General features: G+C 27.5%; 19 protein-coding genes and 1 pseudogene. 4 read left to right on the forward strand and 16 right to left on the reverse strand.

The annotated features are described in order from the left end of the window. Nucleotides 1-35: 35 nt before the first annotated feature. Both QZ321_RS03095 and QZ321_RS03100 read right to left on the reverse strand, forming a co-directional pair. On the reverse strand, nt 36-260 hold the full coding sequence (locus QZ321_RS03095) for a hypothetical protein (protein WP_291743571.1): 225 nt from the start codon (nt 258-260) through the stop codon (nt 36-38). A gap of 219 nt (nt 261-479) precedes the next feature. Beyond that, entirely contained in the window at nt 480-809 is a 330-nt protein-coding gene (locus tag QZ321_RS03100) for a hypothetical protein (protein ID WP_291747678.1), read from the reverse strand. Between the two features lie 220 nt (nt 810-1,029). Here QZ321_RS03100 and QZ321_RS03105 point away from each other — a divergent pair, with 220 nt between their 5' ends. Together QZ321_RS03105 and QZ321_RS03110 are read left to right on the forward strand one after the other, a co-directional pair. Further along, a complete protein-coding gene (locus QZ321_RS03105; RefSeq protein ID WP_291747675.1) occupies nt 1,030-1,437 on the forward strand; it encodes a Fur family transcriptional regulator in 408 nt (135 codons plus the stop codon). A 77-nt stretch (nt 1,438-1,514) separates the two neighbouring features. Further along, nucleotides 1,515-2,438 carry a hypothetical protein gene (locus QZ321_RS03110; RefSeq protein WP_291747672.1) on the forward strand — a complete coding sequence of 308 codons (924 nt, stop codon included), beginning with the start codon at nt 1,515-1,517 and terminating at the stop codon, nt 2,436-2,438. 151 nt (nt 2,439-2,589) lie between these two features. Here QZ321_RS03110 and QZ321_RS03115 read toward each other — a convergent pair whose 3' ends face one another. From QZ321_RS03115 to QZ321_RS03170, 12 genes and pseudogenes are all read right to left on the reverse strand, one after another. Continuing rightward, on the reverse strand, nt 2,590-3,084 hold the full coding sequence (locus tag QZ321_RS03115) for a hypothetical protein (RefSeq protein ID WP_291747669.1): 495 nt from the start codon (nt 3,082-3,084) through the stop codon (nt 2,590-2,592). Nucleotides 3,085-3,193: 109 nt separating this feature from the next. After that, nucleotides 3,194-3,487 (reverse strand): hypothetical protein, encoded by a 294-nt coding sequence (locus tag QZ321_RS03120; protein WP_291747666.1) that lies wholly within the window; start codon nt 3,485-3,487, stop codon nt 3,194-3,196. A 23-nt stretch (nt 3,488-3,510) separates the two neighbouring features. Continuing rightward, on the reverse strand, nt 3,511-3,852 hold the full coding sequence (locus QZ321_RS03125; RefSeq protein WP_291742799.1) for a hypothetical protein: 342 nt from the start codon (nt 3,850-3,852) through the stop codon (nt 3,511-3,513). Between the two features lie 247 nt (nt 3,853-4,099). After that, a complete protein-coding gene (yihA, locus tag QZ321_RS03130; protein ID WP_291742797.1) occupies nt 4,100-4,699 on the reverse strand; it encodes a ribosome biogenesis GTP-binding protein YihA/YsxC in 600 nt (199 codons plus the stop codon). Continuing rightward, nucleotides 4,689-7,019, reverse strand: coding sequence for an endopeptidase La (lon, locus tag QZ321_RS03135; RefSeq protein ID WP_291747664.1), 2,331 nt, complete (start codon nt 7,017-7,019; stop codon nt 4,689-4,691). The genes yihA and lon overlap by 11 nt, the downstream gene beginning before the upstream one ends. Nucleotides 7,020-7,170: 151 nt before the next feature. After that, entirely contained in the window at nt 7,171-8,823 is a 1,653-nt protein-coding gene (gene lonB, locus QZ321_RS03140) for an ATP-dependent protease LonB (protein WP_291747661.1), read from the reverse strand. A gap of 164 nt (nt 8,824-8,987) precedes the next feature. Further along, nucleotides 8,988-10,283 carry an ATP-dependent Clp protease ATP-binding subunit ClpX gene (gene clpX, locus QZ321_RS03145; RefSeq protein ID WP_291742788.1) on the reverse strand — a complete coding sequence of 432 codons (1,296 nt, stop codon included), beginning with the start codon at nt 10,281-10,283 and terminating at the stop codon, nt 8,988-8,990. Nucleotides 10,284-10,319: 36 nt separating this feature from the next. After that, nucleotides 10,320-10,922 (reverse strand): annotated as a pseudogene (clpP, locus tag QZ321_RS03150) (ATP-dependent Clp endopeptidase proteolytic subunit ClpP); the annotation flags it as partial. 152 nt (nt 10,923-11,074) lie between these two features. Beyond that, entirely contained in the window at nt 11,075-12,358 is a 1,284-nt protein-coding gene (tig, locus tag QZ321_RS03155) for a trigger factor (RefSeq protein WP_291747658.1), read from the reverse strand. Nucleotides 12,359-12,648: 290 nt separating this feature from the next. Next, nucleotides 12,649-12,840, reverse strand: coding sequence for a hypothetical protein (locus QZ321_RS03160; protein ID WP_291742783.1), 192 nt, complete (start codon nt 12,838-12,840; stop codon nt 12,649-12,651). A gap of 417 nt (nt 12,841-13,257) precedes the next feature. Continuing rightward, on the reverse strand, nt 13,258-14,499 hold the full coding sequence (locus QZ321_RS03165) for a hypothetical protein (protein ID WP_291747655.1): 1,242 nt from the start codon (nt 14,497-14,499) through the stop codon (nt 13,258-13,260). Nucleotides 14,500-14,505: 6 nt separating this feature from the next. Then, nucleotides 14,506-14,844 carry a hypothetical protein gene (locus tag QZ321_RS03170; RefSeq protein ID WP_291747652.1) on the reverse strand — a complete coding sequence of 113 codons (339 nt, stop codon included), beginning with the start codon at nt 14,842-14,844 and terminating at the stop codon, nt 14,506-14,508. A 225-nt stretch (nt 14,845-15,069) separates the two neighbouring features. Here QZ321_RS03170 and QZ321_RS03175 point away from each other — a divergent pair, with 225 nt between their 5' ends. Together QZ321_RS03175 and QZ321_RS03180 are read left to right on the forward strand one after the other, a co-directional pair. Then, nucleotides 15,070-15,660 carry an ECF transporter S component gene (locus QZ321_RS03175; RefSeq protein WP_291744240.1) on the forward strand — a complete coding sequence of 197 codons (591 nt, stop codon included), beginning with the start codon at nt 15,070-15,072 and terminating at the stop codon, nt 15,658-15,660. 230 nt (nt 15,661-15,890) lie between these two features. Further along, complete coding sequence (locus QZ321_RS03180; protein ID WP_133015732.1) at nt 15,891-16,073, forward strand: alpha/beta-type small acid-soluble spore protein; 183 nt, start codon at nt 15,891-15,893, stop codon at nt 16,071-16,073. A 77-nt stretch (nt 16,074-16,150) separates the two neighbouring features. Here the strand turns inward: QZ321_RS03180 and QZ321_RS03185 are convergent, their stop codons facing one another. Both QZ321_RS03185 and QZ321_RS03190 read right to left on the reverse strand, forming a co-directional pair. Further along, a complete protein-coding gene (locus QZ321_RS03185; protein ID WP_291744242.1) occupies nt 16,151-16,945 on the reverse strand; it encodes an endonuclease/exonuclease/phosphatase family protein in 795 nt (264 codons plus the stop codon). 1 nt (nt 16,946) lies between these two features. Beyond that, nucleotides 16,947-18,614 carry a PTS transporter subunit IIBC gene (locus QZ321_RS03190; protein ID WP_291747649.1) on the reverse strand — a complete coding sequence of 556 codons (1,668 nt, stop codon included), beginning with the start codon at nt 18,612-18,614 and terminating at the stop codon, nt 16,947-16,949. Nucleotides 18,615-18,674: the final 60 nt, after the last annotated feature.

Raw genomic sequence — 18,674 nt, forward strand, 5'->3', positions numbered from 1 at the left:
AGTCACTGATATTTTTTCAGTGACTATTACTATTTTTATTCATCTTTGTAACCAACATATGATGGAATTATATAATCTAAATTCATATCTTGTGAATACATAAAATCATCATTAATAATTTCTTTAAAAACAATCTTTTCTCCTACTAAATGTTCAACAAAAGGACAAGTCTCATTGCAGTTTTTTTCTGGACTCATTGGACAATCATTACTACAACTAACCTTCTCCTTTTTGCTTGACCAAAATGGACATCTACTCATAAACCATACCCCCACTTTATCTAAAAATAAAACTAAAGTCTACCATTCTATATTTTTATACATAAATAAACCTTTATTCCATTTTTATAATGTTTTATACCATTCACTTATAATATAACATATTTTCACATTAAATCAATATTTTTATATTTTTTTGATAAAAAAATATCAATTTCTTCATAAAAGAAAGAAATTGATATTTTAAAAATTATATAGTTTTTATCTTTTAATAGCAGAGTTTTTAACAACTGATATTTTTATTATTTCATTTTGGAATGCTTTTAATAAAGCCTTTTCTAAAACCTTTTGTTGATCGAAATTTTCAATATCTCTACATTCTGCAAAAACCTTATTTAATTCACCGTCAACATTAGTATATGTTAATGTAACATATGGCTTATCATATTCAACCTTTACTATTTTTAATCCCCAAGAAATTTGAGCGTAATCACCTTCAAGTGTTAATTTAGTTAAAGATTTTAACTTTTCATTTTCAGCATTTGGATCATTTATAATTAATAATTCATCTCCAACTTTATATTTTGACATATAACTTCTCCTCCTTAAATATCTGTATAATTACAAATTATAGTTTTTACAAGCTACATAGTAAATATTCAGTTTTTACTCTTATTATAAAATAGCACAATATGGATAAATTTACAATGGAATTTTTCTGAATTTTCTTTATTAAGTGATAAATATTATTGACAGATAATTATAATTTTTAATATAATATTATTAAATAATTAATGGGATGGTGTACATTATGGATGATATAATTTTAACCTTTAAAGAAAAAAAATTAAAATTAACTCCTCAAAGATTAGCAGTTTACCAATATCTAAAAAGCACTACTGAACATCCTTCTGCCGAATCTATTTACAAAGCTCTGCAACCTAACTACCCAACTATGAGTCTTGCAACAGTATATAAAACATTAAAAACTTTGGTAGAAATTGATCTTATTCAAGAAATTAATGTAGGTGAAGGCAATTTTAGATATGATGGAAACTGTAAAGAACACGGACATATTCAATGTGTTAATTGTGGTACAGTAGAGGATTTACATGATGTTGATTTTTCATCTTTAAATAAAATTGTTGAAGAAAATACACATTATAAAGTTAAATGGAATAAACTTTTCTTTTATGGTTTATGTAAGGATTGTCAGTAGAATTCTCTACTGGCTTTTTTTATTTTATACAAGTATTTATTATATAGTATCTTCATATATTTAACTGAGGTGATACTATGTTCAATTTTTTAACATCAAAAAAGAAAATTTTTTTGACTTTTATTATAATGACTTTTATTATATGTTCAATTATAGTAACTATAATTAATACATATTACAAAAATATAGAAACCATATCAATTGAATCTTTTGAAAATAGTAATGGATATGACTTTGATTTAGATGGTGAAAATGATCAATTAACAATTGTATCTACTAATTCAACTTATTCAATAAAAATTAAAAATTCTATTGGTGAATTATTATTAAAAAGTAATGAATTTGCTTATTCATTACTAGATATAAATCCATCTTGTAATATAAGCATTTTCTACATAGACCTAGATAGAAATAAAACACCTGAAATAATTGTTAGTGGACTTAAAAATAATAAACCTACATTTTACGTATTTCAATGGAAGGATAATGCTTTTCAAGAAATTCTTTTTTCCCAAAATAACATATTAGGAATATTAGACTATCATAATTCAAGAACCCCTAAAATATATTCAACAAATTCAAGTACTGGCGATAAGGGAACTAATGGATATATATTAACTGCTAATTCATTAAAAAATATAAATTTTAGTAATCCATCAATTCCATCTTTAAGTGCTGTTCAAACACTTATAAATCTTATTGAAGCTGATTATGAATTAGATGAAGCTCCAGATATATTTACTTCATATATTCCAAGCGAAGAACTTGGAATACTTTGGAACCTAGATAAATCTAGTTACGGATATTCCTTCCAAAAAGGTTATTTTTACGATACATCATGGAATGATTTAGGTATGCCTACTTCAATATATTGGGTACTTTCTTTTGAAAAAACTAATTTTATCGATTCAAATACAAATCCTAAGGAACTAAATATATATGTAAAAGCAGAACTCGATGAATCTGGTGATTATAAAATATCTTCAATAATAAAAAACTAAAACAAAAGGCCGCTAAAAAGCGGCCTAAAAGGGGGATGGGGGGGTTTAGCTTTAATGAAGATTCCTCTTCATTAGCTATAGGAGAATACTCTCCGGTACACTAATAGTATTAACCTTTAAGTAAATTTTATTCATATATTAACATTTAATATTACTCATCAAAAACCCCATCATTATACATTAAAATAACCTTATCTATAAACGCTAATCTATCTCCATTTACAATACTTCTAATAGCCTTTAACATTTGCATATTTTCATCATTTCTATCAATGTTTTCACTAAATACACTATTATTAGTATTAGTATTTCTATTTTCTTGTTTATCTTCTATATCATTATTTACATTAATACTATTGTTATTTTGATTCATAGAAGATGCCATTGGGTTCATATTTCCCATTAAATTTCCTAAATTTAAATTATTAAAATCAAACCCTTGTGTATTCATAGATTGCAGTAAACCATTTATTTGATTCATATCTATATTTCCGAACATACTGCTTAATAATTGACTAGGATTTATTCCAAATGGAGAATTATTATATGTTTGCCTATTATTCATATTATTATTTGCATTATTCATGTTTTCACTTGTAACTTCACGCCTAGTATCGCCCCTGCTTTTATGCTTACGCTTAGACATTATAGCTTCCTCCAATTAATTTCTTTACTCCATTATATGTAATTAAATAATATATGTTTATAAATTTGGACATTTTTTTGGAGGGTCATAAGGCCCTCCATCCTCTTAACTAGCAGCAACAGTTACTTTCACAGCAACAATTGTTTCCTACGTTGTTTCCTCCAAATAGGCTACCATAGGATCCACCACATAGTAAGAATAATAAGATTATTAGATATGAACAGTTGTTATTTAAAAGACCTGAACCACAAGCAATTAATAAGAATATAATTGGTGCTACACAATTATTTAATCCACCAAATATATTTCCACAGCATCCTGAATTATTAGCTACATTATTACAGCAGCAAGGTTCACAACAACTTTCTTGGCAACAACATTTATCATGTTTTTTCTTTGACATAACTACTCCTCCTTCCTACTAAACTACATTTGATATGGAGCTACATTAGGTCCCATATTTCCGCATCCAAAGCTACCATTGCATAGGAATAAGATAACTAGTAAGAATAAATATCCTCCACCGCAGTTTCCTAATCCACCAAATATTCCGTTATTTCCAGCATTTCCACAGCAAGAGTTAGTGTTTGTGTTACAGCAACCTGTATTTCCACCTTGTCCAGCATAGAATAAAATTAATAATATCCAGATCCAGCTACCAAAGCCACATCCAAAATTACCACAGCCTCCAAAGCCATTACAACCTGAGTCTACTGGAGGATAGCTTGGACATTCAATGTCATTTAATTCATCAATCATATCATGCATACTAGGCATATTAACATTCCTCCTAAGGATTTGATTTTTTGTTTTTATACTATATACTATTCTTCTCAATGTTATTTGACACTATTTTTATCTTTTTATTGATAATTTTTATTAAAATTTTTTAATTTTAATTTTCATGTCTCCTAACATTTTTCCCTCTATACTAATTATTCCGAAACTCTCTAAAATGTGATAAACCCCTTAAAAAAAATAAAATAGTTACCCAAATTTTTGGGCAACTATTTTATTAATCTCTAGCTTCTTCTGATAAATCTTCAAATATATTATCTATAAGCTCATCTTTACCTTTTTTATTTAAAGATGAGAAGAAGTAAAACTTATCAGTACTTCCTAGACCTAATGTTTCTTTTATTAATTTTCTACTTTTAGCAAGTTCATTATTAGAAAGCTTATCACTTTTTGTTGCAATAACTATACAATCATAATCAAAATGCTTTATCCATTCATACATCATAATATCATCTGCTGTAGGTTTATGTCTTGAGTCAACTAATAGTATAACTCTCTTTAACTCTTCCCTATCAGTAAGATACATTTCTATTGTTTTTCCCCAACTTTCCTTTTCCTTTTTAGATACCTTAGCATATCCATACCCAGGTAAATCTACTAAATAAAAATCATCATTTATTAAGAAAAAGTTTATAAGTCTAGTCTTACCAGGTGTTTGGGATACCTTAGCAAGTTTTCTTCTGTTTGTTAAAGCGTTTATTATAGAACTTTTACCTACATTAGATCTTCCGACAAAGGCAATTTCATTTCTACTATCAGTTGGGTATTGATCCCTTTTAACAGCAGATATAATAAACTCAGACTTTTTAATTATCACTTTTATCAACTCCGATTAATGCATTTTTTAATACCTCTTCAACATTATCAGCAAATATTAATTTTAATTTACCTTTAATTGATGATGGTATTTCATCCACATTCTTTTTATTTTCTTTTGGTAAAATTATAGTATCTATTCCTATTCTATGGGCTGCTAAACACTTTTCTTTAACTCCACCTATAGCTAAAACTCTTCCTGTTAAAGTAACTTCTCCAGTCATAGATATACTTCCCTTTACCTTTTTCTTAGATAAGGCTGATACTAAAGCTGTAACTAATGTTACTCCTGCTGAAGGCCCATCCTTTGGAACTGCTCCTTCTGGAACATGAATATGAATATCATTTTTCTTATAAAATTCAGGTGATATTCCATACTTTTCACTATTAGCTCTTACATAACTATAAGCTGCCTTAGCTGATTCTTGCATTACTGAACCTAATTGTCCTGTTAATTCAAGTTTACCATTTCCCTTCATAACAGCCACTTCAACTGGAAGTGTATCTCCACCATATGCAGTCCATGCAAGACCAGTAACGACTCCTACTTTATCCTTTTTTTCATCATTTTCAAATTCAAACATAGAAGGCCCTAAATATTTTTCTAATTTGTTTGATGAAATTGTTAGGCTTTTCTTTTTACTTTTAATTAATTCAGTAATAGCCTTTCTAATTACTTTATTAATTTGTCTTTCTAAGCTTCTAACACCTGATTCTTTAGTATACCCATTTACTATTTCTTTTATAGTGTTATCTGAAATTTTCATTATATTTTCATCCACACCATACTCTTCCATAGCCTTTTTAATTAAATGATTTTTAGCAATATGGACCTTTTCTTCATAAGTATACCCAGAAACTTGAATTATCTCCATTCTATCAAGTAAAGCTCTAGGAATAGTATCTAATGAATTTGCTGTTGTAATAAAAAGTACATTAGATAAATCAATTGGAACTTCCATATAAGAATCCCTAAATTCTTTATTTTGATTTTGGTCTAAAACCTCTAATAATGCATCTGCTGGGTTCCCTTTATAGTCTGCACTTAATTTATCAATTTCATCTAATAAAATTAATGGATTATTTACTTTAGCTTCTTTTAAAGCATAAACTAATCTACCTGGCATTGCTCCAATGTAAGTTCTTCTATGACCTCTTATTTCAGCTTCATCACGAATACCACCTAAAGAAATTCTTACAAACTTTTTATTTATAGATTTAGCTATAGACTTAGCTATAGAACTTTTTCCAACTCCCGGAGGACCAACTAAGCATAAAATAGGTCCTTTTAAAGACTTAGTATATTGCTTTACAGCCAAATATTCTAGAATTCTTTCTTTAACTTCCTCTAATCCATAATGTTCTTCATCAAGTATCCCTGAAGCCTTTTCTATATCAAAAGAATCCTTAGTAGCTTTATTCCATGGTAATGCAACTACCCAATCTAAATAACTTCTGATATTATTCCCATCACTTGAATTAGATAACTTTAATCTTGATAGCTCATACTCTACCTTTTCTTTAACTTCTTTAGACATTTTAAGCTTTTTCAATTGCTCATTATACTTATTAAATTCTCTTTTTTCCTCATCTTCTCCAAGTTCCTCTTGGATAGCCTTAATTTGTTCTCTTAAGAAATATTCTTTATTGCTTTTATCAATTTTACTTTTAACCTTATTACCTATCTCTTTTTCAATCTCAACTATTTGTATTTCTTCATCAATAAAAACAAGTAATTTTTCTATTCTTTCATGAACATTAATAGTTTCTAATATTAATTGCTTTTTTTCATCTTCTAATTGTATATATGCAGCAATTAAATCTGTAACCTTACCTAAGTCTTTTTCTTGTTCCATCATTTTAAGAACTTTACTATCATCACCTTCTGTTGAATGAATATATGCAGCAAAAGCCTTACCTAGTTGATTTCTAAAAGCTAAATCTTCATTATTTTCAACGTTCTTTTCAGATTCTGATATTTTTTCAATAACTCCTCTTAAATGGTTATCTTTTTCTTCAAATTCTAATAATGTGGCTCTCTCTATTCCCTCAACTAAAACTCTTGTAGTTCCCTTTGGAAGCTTAAGTATTTGTTTTATTTTACATATAGTTCCTATTGAATACATGTCCTCTTTTTGAGCTGGTGCTTCAACCTTAGGATCTTTTTGTGTAACTAAAAATATATTACCCTCTTGTAACATTGCCTCTTCAAGTGAAGCAATTGACTTTTCTCTACCAATATCAAAATGTATAATCATATTGGGAAAAATAGTAATACCTCTTAGAGGAATTAACGGCAATAAAATTGAATTTGTGTTCATTTTCCCTCTCCATTCTAAACATCATCTTATTAATACATTTAACTTTTCCATTATACACATAAATATTATTTTTTTCAACTTTACACTAAACAACTAAATTGTATACTGCCATAAAAATTTAATCTTTTTATTTTTATGGCAGTATACAATTTTATTCCTTTCCCTTTGCAGATAAAATATCTATTTTAGAACTTAAATCATCTATTATACATAAATTTAAAACATCTCTTATATTGTTAACTTTAATTATTGATATTCCTTCATAATCATAAAAACTATTGCTCCAATTTGCTTCTGGAATCAATACTTGTGTTGCTCCTGCTTTTTTAGCTGCTAATATTTTTGCATTTACTCCTCCAATAGGATTAACAGCTCCAAGTAAACTTATTTCACCAGTCATTGCAATTTTACAATCGATAGGCTTTTTAACTATTGCACTATAAATAGCACTCGCAATTGCTATTCCTGCAGATGGCCCATCTACTGGTATTCCTCCCGGTATATTTACATGAAGATCATATTGTTCACATTTTAAATCAAAAATATTATTTAAAGCAGTTAATACATTTTGTATTGATGAATATGCAGTACTCTTTCTTTTAATCTTTCTATTATTCATCGTAATTTCTTCTTCTTCAATAATACCTGAAATTTTAAGTTCACCTTTTCTATTTAACACCTTTTTAGCTGTTGCTTCAATTTTCATAACCATACCTATGTTCGCTCCATGTACAGCTAATCCATTAACTACTCCAATTTGATGTTTATCTGAAACTCTTATATCCGGAATTTCAGTGTATTGACCATTTTCAATAACCCATCTTATATCTTCTTCTGTAATATTTTCTCTATCTTCATTAATAGCAACTCCTGCACACAATTGAACTAAATTAACAACTTCTCTACCATTAGAACAATGTCTGCTAATTATTTCCAAACCTCTATCTGTTGTTTTTAATCCAACACGCTCTATAGCTCTACTTGCTATTTCTCTTATTTCACCTATTTCTAATCCTTTAAAAAAGACCTCTACACACCTAGACCTTATTGCGGGAATAATTTCCTCAGGACTTCTAGTTGTTGCACCTATAAGTCTAAAATCTGCTGGCAATCCATTTTCAAATATTTCTTTTATAAATGTAGGCATATTAGGATCTTCTGAACTATAATATGAACTATCTAAAAATACCTTTCTATCTTCTAATACCTTAAGAAGTTTATTCATTTCTATTGGATGCAATTCACCTATTTCATCTATAAATAATATTCCTCCATGAGCCTTTGTTACAGCTCCAGGTTTAGGCTGTGGTATTCCAGCTACTCCTAATGCTCCAGCCCCTTGATAAATCGGATCATGAACTGAACCTATTAAAGGATCTGCAATACCCCTTTCATCAAATCTTATAGTAGTAGCATCTATTTCAACAAATTTAGCATCTTTCTTAAAAGGTGATTTTTCCCTTTTTTTAGCTTCTTCTAATACTAATCTAGCTGCTGCTGTCTTTCCTATTCCAGGTGGCCCATAAATAATCACATGTTGGGGATTAGGTCCACATATAGCAGCCTTTAATGCCTTTATTCCCTCTTCTTGTCCTATAATATCCTCAAAATTAACTGGTCTACTTTTTTCTGTTAAAGGTTCTGTTAACTTGATTCTTCTCATTTTAAGAAGATTTTCCATACCCTTTTTATTTTCTTTATCAACTACAGCATCTCTAGAATGATTCGTTTTATTACTATTAAATAGATATATTATAAATAGAATCATCATTATAAATTGCAGTATTATCATTATTTCATTCATAAAGATTTATCCTCCACTTTTGCAAATTCTATTTGTATTATTAACCTTTAATAGTTGTATTATTCCATAAATGGTTGCAATTAATTATAAATTTTATAGTATATTTTCATATTAATTAAAAAGTAAAAAAATAAAAACACCTCTAGAAATCTAGAGGTGTTTTATTATGCTGTTTCCATACCTTTTCTTTTTTTAGTTTTTTTAGATTTTAAAACTGGTCTAACTTCGTTTTCACCTAATCTTACTAATTCAGGTAACTCCTTAGATTTAATTGTAGATTCTGTTATAATAACCTTGCTTATATTCTCATCTGATGGAATATCAAACATAATATCAATCATTATATCTTCAACAATTGCTCTTAATCCTCTAGCACCTGTTTTTCTTGCAATAGCTTCATCTGCAATAGCCTTAAGTGCATCTTCAGTAAACTCTAATTCTACATTGTCAATTTCAAATAATTTATTATATTGTTTAACTAATGCATTTTTAGGTTGACTTAAAATATTAATTAAGGCATCTTGATCTAAAGATTCTAAAGAAACTACCATAGGTAATCTTCCTACAAATTCTGGTATTAAACCAAATTTTAATAAATCTTCTGGAAGAACATTCTTTAAAGCTTCTCCTACATCTTTAGTTTCCTTAGATTGAATTTCAGCACCAAATCCCATAGTGCTTACTCTTGTTCTCTTTTGGATTATTTTTTCTATACCATCAAAAGCCCCACCACAAATAAATAATATATTTGCAGTATTAATTTGAATAAACTCTTGGTGTGGATGCTTTCTTCCACCTTGTGGTGGAACAGAAGCTGTTGTTCCTTCTAATATTTTTAATAATGCTTGTTGAACTCCTTCACCTGAAACATCTCTAGTTATAGATGGATTTTCAGACTTTCTAGCAATTTTATCAATTTCATCAATATATATTATTCCTTTTTCTGCTTTCTCAACATCGTAATCAGCATTTTGTATTAGTTTAAGTAAAATGTTTTCAACATCTTCACCTACATAACCTGCTTCTGTTAAAGTTGTAGCATCAGCTATTGCAAATGGAACATTTAAAAATCTAGCTAATGTTTGAGCTAATAACGTTTTACCAGAACCTGTTGGTCCTAATAATAAGATATTACTTTTTTGAAGCTCAATATCATCATCTACCATATTAGCTTTAACTCTCTTATAATGATTGTAAACGGCAACTGATAATGCTTTTTTCGCTCTATCTTGACCTATTACATATTGATCTAAATATGCTTTAATTTCTGTTGGTTTTGGTAATGCTGTAGTATCTAATTCCACATTATCTTCAAATTCATCTTGAATTATGTCAGAACATAAATCTATACACTCATCACATATATATACTCCAGGTCCCGCAATTAACCTCTTTACTTGATCTTGATTTTTACCACAAAATGAACACTTTAATTGCTTTTTATCTTCAAATTTAGCCATAACATCACCTCACTTTGGCCATACTGCCAAAATTAATTATTTTTTATTTTTAACTATTACTTCGTCAATTAATCCAATATTTAATGCTTCATCTGCACTCATGAAGTTATCTCTTTCACACATTTGAACCATTGTTTCATAATCAACTTTTCCATTAGTAGATTCTGCCATTGTCCTAGTTAAAGTTTCTTTTATCTTTAATATTCTTCTAGCATGAATATCAATATCAGTAGCTTGACCTTGGAAACCTCCTAATGGTTGGTGAATCATTATCTCACTATTTGGAAGCGCAAATCTCTTTCCTTTAGCACCACTTGATAATAAGAATGCTCCCATAGAAGCTGCCATACCAATACAAATTGTACTTACATCACATTTTATATATTGCATAGTGTCATAAATAGCCATTCCTGAAGTAATTGATCCACCAGGACTATTTATGTAAAGATAAATATCTTTATCTGGATCTTCACTTTCTAAAAATAATAACTGAGCTACAACTAAATTAGCAGTAACATCATTAACTTCCCCACTAAGCATTATAATTCTGTCTTTTAAAAGTCTTGAAAATATATCGTAAGACCTTTCTCCTCTTCCTGTTTGCTCTACAACGTATGGAACATAATTGCTCATTTTTGTTTCCCTCCTTTTCTCTTCAAAACCCTTCTTACTTTATAATATATCCAACTAATCAAAAGTAATTATATTTAAATTATATAAAATTTACTTTATTTTGTTAAATAAAATATTTTAATAATTGCCAGAATTTCTTCTGGCAATTAATTTAAAGACTATTTATTGTTTTCAAGTAATAATTTCATTGTTTTGTTTGTAATAACATCAGCTCTTAATGCAGCTTGTTGGCTTTGCATTAATAAATCAATCATTTTTTCATCTTCTGATTGAGAGTACATTTTAGCAACTTCTATAGCTTTTGCTTTTATTTCTTCTTCAGTTGCATCAATGTTTTCAGCTTTTTCTATAGCTTCTAATACTAAATCTACTTTTACTTTAGTTTGAGCATTAGATCTCATATATTCTCTCATTTTTTCTTGATCAGTTCCAGTAAATTGGAAGTATTGTTCTAAGCTTAAACCTTGATATTGTAATCTTTGTTGTAAGTTTTGAACCATTTTATCTACTTCTTTTTCAACCATAACTTCTGGAATTTCAACTTTAGCATTTTCAGCTACAGCAGTAATTACAGCTTCTTCAAATTCTCTTTCAGCTCTTTCATTGTTAGCATCTTCTAATTTTTTAGTTACATCAGCCTTTAAATCAGCTATATTATCAAACTCAGATGTTTCTTTAGCAAATTCATCATCTAATTCTGGTAATTCTTTAACCTTTATTTCTTTTATAGTAACTTCAAATTTAGCTGGCTTTCCATTTAATTCTTCTTTTCCATAGTTTTCTGGGAAAGTAACATTAACTTCTACTGTATCATTTATTTTAGCCCCAACTAATTGTTCTTCAAATGTATCGATGAAAGTCTTTGATCCAATTTCTAAAGAGTAATCTTTTCCTTCTCCCCCTTGGAATGCTTCTCCATCAACATATCCTTTGAAATCAATAACAGCTATGTTTCCATTGTCAACTGTTCCTTCAGTTTTAGCTTCAATTCTTGCATTTTTTTCTTGCATTTCTTTTAGCTTCTTTGAAACTTCTTCTTCAGTTACTTCATAAGTTTTCTTTTCTATTGATAAACCTTTGTATTCACCTAATTCAACTTCAGGATATACAGTAACTTCTGCAGTGTAAACAAAATCCTTGCCTTCTCCTACTTCAACTACATCTATCTTTGGATAGTCCACTGGTATTATGTTATTTTCTTTTAATACCTCACTATATGATCCTTCTATTGCAAAATTAACAGCATCTTCTAAAAGAACTTCTATACCATAATATTTTTTAACCACATTCATAGGAACTTTTCCTTTTCTGAATCCTGGTACATTGAAATTCTTAACATTTTTCTTATAAGCTCTTGTTAATGCAGCATCAAATTTTTCTGCTTCAACCTTTACTTCAAACTTAACGATATTTACATCGATTTTTTCCATTTTAGCTTCCATTGTATATTCCTCCTAAAAAAGTATCTCTTGTTTGATTAATACAACTAGCTTATTATAACACATTCAAGCTATTTTTTACAAATGTTTGTTCATAAACTCACTTAATATTTTGCCTTTAACTAGTAATATACATAATATTGCCAACAATTTCAACCTTTAATTTATTTTAATAAATTTTATAAAATATTTCTATAAGTTTTATTATTTTTAAGCATAATTTTAATTTACAATTTTCTTTTAATATCTTATCTATTTTCCAACCTTTTTCATACCTATTATTCGACAATAAATCATTTTGATTTGCAGCATTTTTTTGACTTGTTGCATCCACTACATTTATTATTTTTGTTACTTTTTTTACTGCAACAGCCACCACACCTCAATATCCCTAATTCTCTCATTTCTTCTATGCTTAATTTAGCTTCATTTTCACTATAATCTTCATAATCTGGTTTATCTTTTAAAATATCATCTCTATTCACTACGTATACCCCTTCCTTATTTAAGCCATATATTAACATTATTTTTTACTAATTTTATTATAAATTTATACATAAAAAAATTTTTTTCAACTTTTTTTGTAAATAATATTTGATTTTATGAAATATTATTGTATAATATTAATATAGTATTTATAAATTAAATACTTTAAATAGCCCATACCACTCTATATTATAAATAATTTTAATTATAGAGTTTTAATAAAACCCCACACAATCACTTATTCCCTTTCTTAAGTGATTGTAATCCCTTAGGCCTGTGCATTTATATGCACAGGTTTTTTATTTCTATATATAATTGTTAACAGTATATTATCTTACTAAAATTGTATTATACAAATATTATATTTTTTATCCATTACTTCAATAATATCAATATTAAAACTCTGTAATTATAAATTATATTTCTATTTTCTGTATTCCATTAACTATAAATTTATTATCTTCATACTCTAAATTAATAATAAATGATGCTTCATTATAATTTTTAGCAAATGGGAATATTTTTTTATACACACTATATTCAACCTTAGTAAGTAAACTAGCTTTATATATCCCTTCTTCATATTTAAAATCACTTTTTTCAATTTCAACAGCTAAATCACTTATTTCATAACTATTGCTAAATAAGAAAGCTTTTTCATTCATATAATTGTAAACTACTTCTTTCACTAATTCTATAGATCCAGAAATTAAATTTTTATCCTTATTATTAAGTGCATTAAATACACTACTATAAAAACTATCTACTGTTTCATTAATCATATTATTCAATCTGTCATTTACCATATCTATATTAAGATTAATATATTGATTATTACCTATTGATATTTCCTCACTTTTAATAATTCCCCAAGGAAATTCTCTTTGAATAAATACTTTAATATCTTTATCTTTTGGAAGAGGTCCATAATTTTTAATTTCCTTAGAAATAAGACCTGTATCAACATTATTTATAAATACTTTTGCATCATCATAATTTGAATATACTGTAATATAATTAGCATCTATATTTACTTCAACTATTTTATCTTCCATTAGATTTATAATTTTACTTTCACTTATATCACCATATTTAGTTTTATATTTATATGAAAGTGAATATTCTCCGGGAATAATATTAAACTCAGCCTCATTAATCAAATTAAACCTTTTATTTAAAAACTCTACATTAACATCACTTATGTTTGTAGTAAATTTAACATTAATAGTATTAATATCAATATAATACTTATCATAAAGAAAACCTTTTTTAATTTTCAATTTAAAATTTTCACTTTCCCCATTTCTTCTAATTTCATTAACTATTTTATTAATTCTTAATTTATTTTTATCGTATCCATCAATTAAAGGTTTTAACTCTTTAGATGCTATATCTTTATCCTCTAATTTAACACACTTAGCTAATGAATTAGAGTTTCCATTAATTAAAGCTAACTCAAACTTTTTTAAAAGCTTTTCCTTTGATAACGTAAAACTACTAAATAAAAATATTAAAATAACAAATATAACTACACTAATTATACTTAACTCTAACTTTCTTTCTTTAAATAAACTCTTAAATTCCTTACCCTTAATATATTTAACATACTCAATAAAAAGATTATAATTAGACTTTATCATTTCTTTGAAGTTTTTCATAAAATATTACTCCAAAATATCTATAATCCACTTTCCACAATCTGCACATTTATATAATCTAATAACAAATAAATCCATTACTTGCCCATTTACCAAACTAGGATTTTCTTCAATTTCTTTTTTAGTTATAAATTCATCTTCTTGATTTAAAAATCCTTGAATCTCAACTATATAATTTTTATTACTTTTATTACAACAATCATTTTCACCAACACATTCTATTTCATCATATGTTAATTCATCTTGTAATTCTTCTATTATTGGTAATAAATCTTCAAACTCATTTATATCATCTAAAAAATCCTCTTTATTAAAAGTTAAGTCTTTAATTTTAAATAATCTCATATCTTTACTCCTTAAACAAATAATATACTATCTTCATAATATATCATTTCTTTTATATTATTCAATATTTTTCATACTATATTTATTTAAAATATACTATTATAAATTATTTATTTACATAAATTTATATAAATAACTTATTTTCCATTGAAAAATTTGTATTTTTATATTAAATTAAAACTTGAACATTGTTTAAAATATTATAAAGCACAAGGAGAAATTCTAATGAAAAAAAAATCTAATTCTAGTTCTAAAACTAGAAGACTTGTTCTTATAGGGGCATTAGGGGGAATCTCTATATTTCTTGGTGTAAGTGGTTTAGGATTAATTCGTCTTCCTATTTTTAATCTTACTATAATGCATGTACCAGTAATTATAGGTGCCATATTAGAAGGGCCTGTCGTTGGTATGACTGTAGGATTAATTTTTGGACTATTCTCAATGTACCAAAACATTACAGCTCCTGGATTAACGTCATTTATATTCTGGAATCCCATAGTTGCATTAATTCCTAGAATACTTATTGGAATAGTTGCATATTATTCATTCACTCTACTTAAAAGCAAAATAAAAAATACTGGAATTTGTGCAGGTATTTCAGCTCTTTTAGCTACATTAACTAATACAATTGGTGTGTTAGGCCTAACTTATATTTTATATTTAGATAGGTATGCACAAGCAAGAGAAATATCAAGAGAAGCAGTAGCTGGAACTTTGCTTACTGTTGGTTTAACAAATGGTATTCCTGAAGCTATAGTTTCAGCATTAATAACAATTCCAATAGTTGTTACCATGTTAAAAATAAAAAGAAATTAAATTGTATCTTTAATACATACTTAGGTTAATCCATCTAAGTATGTATTATTTTTATATTTACTTTAAACTCACACAATTATCCATTTAATTCTATAAGTATTCTTTTTTTCCTATATTTCCGTGTTTTTAATAGATTATATAAATTAACTCTGCACATAATACTAGTGTAAGTAAAATAACTTTACTTACAAGGTAACATAAATATTAATTTATTTAAAGGAGGGTCTTTTATGGCTCAAAAGTTAGTACCAGAAGCAAAAAACGGATTATCAAAATTTAAAAATGAAGTAGCAAGCGAAATGGGAGTTCCTTTCACAGACTACAACGGAAACTTAACTTCTAAACAATGCGGAAGCGTTGGCGGAGAAATGGTTAAGAGAATGGTTGAACAATACGAACAAGGAATTAAATAATCTAACTCAAAAAATAAGTTAATAAAAAATCAGAGAGTGTAAATATAAAATTTATATTTACACTCTCTGCCTTTATTTTATCTTTCTTCAATAACTACTTCTACGCCGTAATGGTCAGAAATTATATTTTTGTTTATATCATTAAATATTACATTAGACTTTGTAACAGTTATATCTTTATTGCTTAATATCAAATCTAACCTTTTGTCTTCAGATTGATTTTTCCATCCAGCAATTGCTCCTTTAACAGTTACTCCTGTATCTTTTTCCTTTGCAATACAGTAAGTATCTATAAGTCCGTTACTTATTAAATAATCATACCCTTCATTTCTAACTAGAGCATTATTATTGAAATCTCCCATAATAAATGATAAATTTTCATTTGATATATTTTCAAGCAACCTTTCAGCTTGGTATTTAAATGGCTCTACCTCATCATTCCACCAACCAGCATGACAACTATAAAAATCAATTAATTCTCCATTAATTTTTACTTTTATATTAATTATATTTCTGCTCCTATAATTAGTTTTATCATCACTTTTTGAAATATAAAAAGATTTAAAATCTTCAATTTCATGCTTTGTAAGTATTGCTAATCCTTCTTCATATATATCATAACCTATATGAGAGTAATCCCATATAAAATTATATTTATACTCATCAAGCTTATTTAATTCATCAATTAATAATTTAGCAAAATTATCTTCTTTAATAATTGAATTAACTAATTTAGCATCAATGCTTTGACTTACTTCTTGAAGCGCAATCACATCATATTGCTTTTCTTTAATTACTTCTGCTAAATATTTAATTTTTTCAACTTGATTTTCTTCTTGCCACGAATGACAATTTAAAGTTAAAAGTTTCATATTAAACTCCTAATATATCTTGAATGTTTGATTTTAATACATCAGCCTTTGGTCCATAAATTGCTTGAACTCCACTGTTTTTAACTATTAATCCTAAAGCTCCATTTTTCTTCCACTCTTTTTCATCTGCAACTTTTTCAATATCTTTAACAGTTACTCTTAAACGTGTCATACATGCATCAACATCTTCAATATTTTCTTTTTCACCTAATAAAGATATTATTCTTAAAGATAATTCATCTCCAGATATAGTCTTGCTTACTGCTGCTTCACTTTCTGAGCTATTCGTTTCTTCTTCATCATAATTTCCTAAACGTCCTGGTGTTGGAATCTTAAACTTCTTAATACAGAAGCTAAATACACCAAAGTTAATTCCAAAGAATGCTAAACATGCTATAACAAAGTTAGTAACATCACCAATTAATCCTGCATTAATTAACATAGGAATACGTGTTATAACTTCTATTGCACCAAAAGCATGAACTCTTAAATTAATTATATCAGCTAAAGCAAATGCTAATCCTGTTAATATTGCATAAACTACATAAAGTACTGGTGAAATAAACATAAATAAGAATTCTATCGGCTCACTTACACCTGTTAAAAATACAGCTAAACCAATTGATATAAACATTGATTTATACTTCTTCTTTTTATCTGCATCTACATTTTTGTACATAGCTAATGCAATACCTAATAATGATGCAGTTGATAATATTACTTGACCTGCTTTAAATCTTGCTGGAGTTACTGTTGTTAATAAATTATTGTATTCTGCCATATTTCCTGCTGATTTAAAGTTAATTAAATCTGTTATCCAAGCAAACCATAATGGATCTTGACCTGCAACAACTGTACCAGCAGCTGCTCCTGTTAATGTTGTATAAACTCCACCTAATTCAGTATAGTTTACTGGAACAGTTAACATATGATGTAATCCAAATGGTAATAATAAACGTTCTAAAGTCCCATATATAAATGGTGCTAATATTGGTGCTGTATCCTTTGAATTTGCAAGCCAAATACCAAAGCTATTTAAAGCACCTTGTGCAAAAGGCCAAACTATAGATAATACAATAGCTGTAATTGTTGACCATAAAATAACAACAAATGGAACAAATCTTTTTCCATTAAAGAAATTTAATGCTTGTGGTAATTTATTATAGTTATAATATTTATTAAATAATGTTGCTCCTAAAAACCCTGAAATAATTCCTATGAATACTCCCATGTTTAATGCTGGAGATCCTAAAATACTTGTAAAGTAATCTGGAACTGTTAATGTAGCACCTAATAATGATTTAACTGTTGCAGTACTATCTGCTAACATTTCAGCGCTTACCCCAAATATAGCTCCAGTAATACGATTAATAAGAATAAATGATAATAATGCTGCGAAAGCTCCACCAGCTCTTTCTTTAGCCCATGAACCACCTATTGCAACTGCAAATAATATGTGTAAATTTCCAATTATTGCCCAACCTATATTATCCATAATTCTTGATGCTGTTTGTATTATCTCAGCATCAAAATACATTCCTAGCAGCTTTCCTATACTTATCATTAATCCTGCTGCTGGCATAACAGCGATAACTACCATTAATGCTTTACCAAATTTTTGCCAAAAGTCAAAAGATAATAATTTACTACCTTTTTTTGTTTTACCCATTTAAATCCCTTCTTCCATCTTCATAATAATCTCTAATAATACCTATTTTTGTTATTTTAA

The sequence above is a fragment of the uncultured Clostridium sp. genome, from assembly GCF_910588715.1.
Lineage (GTDB): Bacteria > Bacillota > Clostridia > Clostridiales > Clostridiaceae > Clostridium.